The following is a 5819-nucleotide window of genomic DNA, read 5'->3' as shown; positions in this document are numbered from 1 at the left end:
TCCTGCCGATTCCGGTAGGCCGGCGACTGGTCCGGCCCGATCCGCCCAAGCGGAGGAAACTGCATTCGGCCGGATTCATCCTTTACCCAGGGGCTCCACTTCGGATCATTCATGTAATATTGAATTTGCTCATGGGGCTTTATATCTTCCTGGTAATAAGCAAGCACATTGAGGCGTTTCCCCGCCTCCAGCAGTTCCTGTACCGCTGATGGATAAGTCCCGATTCCCCAGCCCCCTCCGTGCGCGACATACCGTTCTTCCCTCATGCCAAGCGGTACGGGAGGCTCTTCCGAAATGGCGATCCGATAGGTCATGCCCTTGCAAGCCGGGTTATAGAACCAGATATGATGGTATGACTTGCCAATGTCCTCGTACACCAGATAGGAAGGAGAAGGAATGGCGTCCAAATGGAGACAATCCACCTCCAGCCGTTGGCTCCCGATAATACGCTGATACTGTTCCAAAATCGGAAGCCAGAAGCCCGTTGCGGTGATAAATCGGGTTCTACCCTCCCGCTTCCAGCCTTCAAAGAGCCGCCGCAGCTTGGAGGAATCCAGGCAATGGGAAATATCCCGGGCCAGCTCGGCGCCTTTTTTGGCTACGGCGAAGCTTTGGTGAAAAGCTTTTTTATAAGCCGGCACCTTCTGCTTGATATGATCCAGATAGAGATCCTCCAGTACGCACACTTCCGCAGAGATGCCTCTGCCGCTTAATTGGCGGCTGAGCTGCATGACCGGCACATAGACGCCCAGCGAGTTGCCGGAGCCGAGCAGAGTGACTGGTCCAGTCCCGCTAGCCATACCATTTCCCTCCTTTCGACTCGAAGCTGAGCCTCATTCGTTCCACATAACGCTCCCGCTCCGGCAATTCATCGGCAATAATCGTCATGTAGAGCCTGCCCTTGCGCAAGTTTCCGCCTGCGGGAGCGTCTGCTCCGGCTTCGGCCGCGCCGGCTAGCAATGTGGCGGAAGACAACGGCAGAATGCCGTTTCCTTGCCGGTTCGGATACAGAATGTCCTGCCGCTTCAGCTCCTCAAGCCACCCTTCATAATCGAACCGTTCCTTGAAGCCGACCGACCGGAAGGTGAAGAAGCCTTTTTTCCCGCTGCGGGCCTGAAGCGCCTGATCCAGACGATGATTAATGAATCCCATCGACTTCCGCGCGTTAATCTCGACAATCGGCACAAGCGTTCCGTCTTTGAGCAGCATGGAATCGATGCATACCGGACCGAAGTAACCGTCCTTGTACAGGCGGCCCGCAGCTTGCAGCAGCACATCGAAGTAGCCTGCTCTTTCGAGCGCCTCCCGCCCAGCTGCATCCATGGATTCGGAGCCTAAATAGGCAAACTGTCTGTTGAATATTTTCTGCAAGCCGACCAGATGAAACGAACCGTCCCTCATAATGTCGAACTGGCAGGAGAAATCGCATTCTACATCCAGAAAAGGCTCGATGACGAAAGCGACGGCTTTACCCTCCCCTTCCTGCCTGCGGATATATGACGCTACCCGCTCCAGGCTCGCCTGTGACTGAAGCAGCATATTGCCCTTTCCCGATACCCCGAACGGATCTTTAACAAGCGCCGATCCGTGTTCAGCCAGAAGGCCGCGCCCAAGCGCCGACAGCTCTTCCGCCGAATACACCGGCTTGCCGAAGCCTTTGCCCAGCAGCTCTCCAGTTAACCTTGCGGAATAGATTTTGGAATTGACCCGCTTCACCGTATCGATACCAGGCACCTCGTTCGAGAACTCGTATTTGGCGATAACCTCACGGGTATGGGGCACGACGGCGAAGGGGGATAACGTGTCAAACGCCCCGTACCGTTCATCACGTTCCTGCTCCGAGGCCATGGCCTGAAAGAGATTGGCCGAAGCGTCGTCTCCCTCCCAGACCAGATGCCGGAAGGAGAAGCCAATGCTTGCCAGATACGCCTTATGGGCCTCCTCCATGGCAAATCGGGTTAACAGGGCGTCGCCGCTGCCGCAGAACGGAAACATAAGCTCATCCATCGCCAGGACGATCCGCTCTCTGTCTTTGTCGCGAATAGCGGGCAGGCGGGCCAGGTTCTCGTCTCTCCAGAAGGACTCCGCGTCAAAGATTCCGGCAACCAGCTCTCTAGCCAATCTTCTTCTCCATGCCGTTCAGGAAGTCAATGAAGCGTTCGATGGACAGCAGACTGTCGTAATCGAGATCCTCGTAAACAATCTCCACCCCGAACCGGTCCTCGACCTCCAGGATAAAATTGATCATTTGCAGCGAATCCAGGCCAACCTCATTTATTAAATCGCTTTCAGGAGTAAGGGTGCTTCGCAAGTCTTCATCTTCTTTGACTTTGATAATAATTTCTTTAATACTCTCAAACATTTCGCCTCTTCCTTTCTGATATGAAGATGATAGGAATAACATATAGCTCTAAATTAGTATATAATTGTAATCAATGAGCAAGGAGGTGCCTTATGTCACGACATGTTTTGTTTATTTCCGCCCATTTGGACGATGCGATCCTGTCCTGCGGCGATTACATCGATGCGCTTATACATAATAATTATCAGGTTACCATTGCCACCGTCTTTACGGGCATGGGAACGAATCTGTCCATGCTCGCCAGAATCCTTCACAAGAAATTCGGGCTGGGAACGGATACGATGGACGTCCGCCGGCAAGAGGATATTCATGCTGCGGGTGCGCTCGGGGCAAGCGTCCTGCATCTCAACCTGCTGGAGTGCATTTATCGTAAAAATAGAGATGGCAGCCCCGTATACAGCAAGCTGGACGAGCTGTTTAATGCAGACTGGAGCGCTGAGCATCAGGTGGTGGAGAACATTGTCTCCGTATTGTCGGAGCATATCCCGTTTGAACAATATGCGGGTGTCTACGTACCGCTTGGAATCGGAAGACATATCGATCACTGCCTCGTCAGGCGGTCCGCCGAGCGGTGCGGGCGTCAAGGCGGCAGCGGAGCAGGCGGTCGCGCCCGTTTATTTTATTACGAAGACCTGCCTTACCTGTGGTATAACCATGACCTGACCTGGAGAACCGAGCTCGCCGGGGGACTAAGCGAAAGACCCGTCAAGCTGCGGCGCGGCAACCTGATTGCCAAAATAAACGCCGCCTTGAAATACAGCTCGCAAATCAGCCTGCTGTGGACGTCGAGATTCAGCATGCTAAGGCAAATGGCGCGGCATGCAAGGGCATCGGCTCCGCAATCAAAGCTGCAAGACCCGTCAAGCTGCGGTTATTTCTTCAGAGTCTACACAGTAGATGCAAGAGATCCGGTCCCGCTAGGCGAGAGCCTGACATAAGGCGCTAGACCGCTTCACCAGTAATCATTGCGGCCAGATCAGATACCTTTAGTGAGCTTCTGTCGATCTGGCCCAGGAGTTCATCGGGCAGCTCCAACTCATAAGAGGTTTCCAATTCCACAACGAATTCAACGACCTGTATCGACTCCAGCCTCAGCCACACCTCACGCAGCAGCGTATCCGGCGTAATGGCGGCCGCATCTTCAGAGGAAGACCCGGAGGAGGACTCTATTTTTTGCTCAATCCGTTGAATAATCTGCCCGGTTACATCTTGCTCGCTCATGCCTCACACTCCTTCCCCTATAATATACCAACTAGACTATCACCAGTTTTGTTAACAAGCTTTCAATTTGCTCTCCTTCTTCTTTTCTAATTTTTCTTATATTTGTAATTATTTTGTCGATAATTGACGATTGCTTGGTTATCATGTACTTGAGCAGCAGATTTCTGCAGAATAGGGCATCATTCTCTATGCTCCGATAGCACTCCAGAATGCCGGAGTCCGGCTGTAAATACCCGTGCTCCTCCAGGAAGGGAATCCGGCGCAGCATCAGCGCTTTATGGTCGCAGAGCACATGAAACGGCCGGTAGTCCGCCTCCTGCTGCTGATCGTGGATCTTAATCACATCCTCTATCAGCTTGTCGTACACTTCGAGACCAAAGACGCAAGGATTCGTCCGGTAGGTCAATTCCCTGCTCTTCTCAAAACTGTTATGTCCCGCTAAAAAGCCCTCAAGCTGCGTCGCCACATTCGCTATGTTAAAGTCATAGCCCAGCGAATCCGTAAAGCTGATTAAGGATAGGCCGCCTTTGCCGGAATAGAGCCAATCCTCGTCCCCTTCTATGGCGTGGTAGGCCTTCTCCAATTGCTCGAACGCTACCTCCGCGAAAGCATACTTGCCCGTAAAAGTGAAATCGGCCGCATGGAACACCCTCCGCTCCAGATCATATCCGTAGATAAACAGATCATGCGGCAGCCGGTCATGTCCCGGCACAAAAAAAGCCTGGTCGAACACGCCGTATATGTAATTGTTCAGATTGATGCAGTCCACGAAGAAGGCGCAGATGTCCTTATTGAAATAGCGGACCGTGTCCCGCTGCAAATGCTGATGAAACAGCCAGGGACAGAATTCGAAGGTAGGCGTCCGGTAAAAATCCACATAGGAGCTGCCCGGATTAGACGTGAGCTGAAGCTGAATAAAATGGTTCATGATCCAGGGCTCCGTCTGCGGATAATTGGCTAATATGGCGAATGCATTGGCCTGCCACTGCCATGAAGTAATGATCGGGTATTGCATCGGTAAAATTTTTGAACCGCTCATGCGTTCCTCCCTACTGGTAATCAAGATCACTGCATCCATATAAGTCCAATAAACCTGGATTTAATATACATCTTTTATACTGAAATTTCCAGAAAAAAATAAGCAATTCCATTTCATTAACTAAAATTTTAAATGTAATATTTACACTTATGACACGATTCGATATAATGTTGAGGCATTGCCTAAAACGTAATTATTACGATTATTGTTCATGCGGATATCAAGGAGGAATACGTTGTGTTCATATTCAAAAAAATCAGGTTTGTATCCCTGCTGCTTGCGCTGGCGCTCACCGCCTGTTCGCCACAGGACACTCCTGCCGAATCAGACGCCTCTACATCAGGCGAAGACAAGAGCATCACTCTTCTGTTCAATGTACAGAGCAACACCATCGATCCGCACACAGATGTGAATTACACGGCCGTCCGAGCCGGAATCGCAGAGACACTCGTCACGATTGATAATGATCTGAAGCTTCGTCCGGCTCTTGCCGAATCCTGGAGCAGTGTTGACGGTCAGAACTGGACCTTTCTGATCCGGAAAGGAGCAACATTTCATAACGGCAAGCCTGTAGATGCCGCTGCGGTACAAGCTTCGCTTAAACGAGCCCAGGAATTAAATCCTTCGGTAAGAAACTCTCTGCATATCCGAGAGATGAAGTCGGATGGGCAAGTGCTTACACTGGTAACAGAGCAGCCCGATCCCCAGCTTCCCTCCAGCCTCGTGCATCCGAATACTGCCGTGCTTGCAATCGAATCTACAGAAGGGATGCCTGTCGGCACCGGCCCCTTTCAGTTCTTATCCTTTAAGCCAGCAAGCGAGCTGAATGTTGAACGCAACCGTAATTATTGGGGAGGGACGGTGAGAATTGCGAGAGCCAAATTCGCTTTTAACGAGGATGCCAATGCCCGTCTGCTGGCCATTCAGGCCAAAAGCGCAGATATTGTCTACCGTCCGCCGATTGAGAGCTTTGACCAGCTTCGTGCTGATCCTTCACTGACGCTCGAATCTTTAGCCAGCCTCCGCACCCACCAGTTGATCTACAACTTCAATCATGCGGATCTGAAGCAAGAGGCCGTCCGCCGCGCGTTCGACGCCTTGATCGACCGTGAAGCCATTGTCAGCGGAATCATGAATGGACAAGCTACATCCGCCGCAGGACCTTTCCTTGCTGAAGCGCCATTCTCGCCGAAATAT

General features: G+C 51.8%; 7 protein-coding genes. 2 read left to right on the top strand and 5 right to left on the bottom strand.

Annotated features, from left to right (window positions below; genetic code table 11):
- The 3 genes from L692_RS30045 to L692_RS0123730 form a co-directional block, all read right to left on the bottom strand.
- The coding region (locus L692_RS30045; RefSeq protein ID WP_051503573.1) for a hypothetical protein at positions 1-800 on the bottom strand (800 nt) is incomplete at its 3' end.
- Positions 793-2121, bottom strand: coding sequence for an ATP-grasp domain-containing protein (locus tag L692_RS30040; protein WP_051503572.1), 1329 nt, complete (start codon positions 2119-2121; stop codon positions 793-795). The genes L692_RS30045 and L692_RS30040, both read right to left, overlap by 8 nt.
- Positions 2114-2362 carry an acyl carrier protein gene (locus tag L692_RS0123730; RefSeq protein WP_025702439.1) on the bottom strand — a complete coding sequence of 83 codons (249 nt, stop codon included), beginning with the start codon at positions 2360-2362 and terminating at the stop codon, positions 2114-2116. The genes L692_RS30040 and L692_RS0123730 overlap by 8 nt, the downstream gene beginning before the upstream one ends.
- 92 nt (positions 2363-2454) lie before the next feature.
- On the opposite strand from L692_RS0123730, the gene L692_RS0123725 reads away from it, so the two are divergent.
- Positions 2455-3300, top strand: a complete 846-nt coding sequence (locus L692_RS0123725) for a PIG-L deacetylase family protein (RefSeq protein WP_025702438.1) — start codon at positions 2455-2457, stop codon at positions 3298-3300.
- Between the two features lie 4 nt (positions 3301-3304).
- On the opposite strand, the gene L692_RS0123720 is transcribed toward L692_RS0123725, so the two are convergent.
- Together L692_RS0123720 and L692_RS0123715 are read right to left on the bottom strand one after the other, a co-directional pair.
- Complete coding sequence (locus tag L692_RS0123720; RefSeq protein ID WP_025702437.1) at positions 3305-3583, bottom strand: hypothetical protein; 279 nt, start codon at positions 3581-3583, stop codon at positions 3305-3307.
- Positions 3584-3614: 31 nt separating this feature from the next.
- Entirely contained in the window at positions 3615-4622 is a 1008-nt protein-coding gene (locus L692_RS0123715; RefSeq protein ID WP_025702436.1) for a hypothetical protein, read from the bottom strand.
- 237 nt (positions 4623-4859) lie between these two features.
- Between L692_RS0123715 and L692_RS0123710 the strand changes: the two genes are divergently transcribed.
- The coding region (locus L692_RS0123710; protein ID WP_232238854.1) for an ABC transporter substrate-binding protein at positions 4860-5819 on the top strand (960 nt) is incomplete at its 3' end.

The organism is Paenibacillus forsythiae T98, from assembly GCF_000520735.1.
Taxonomy (GTDB): Bacteria; Bacillota; Bacilli; order Paenibacillales; family Paenibacillaceae; genus Paenibacillus_AQ; species Paenibacillus_AQ forsythiae.
This window is presented reverse-complemented; position numbering and strand designations above follow the sequence as displayed.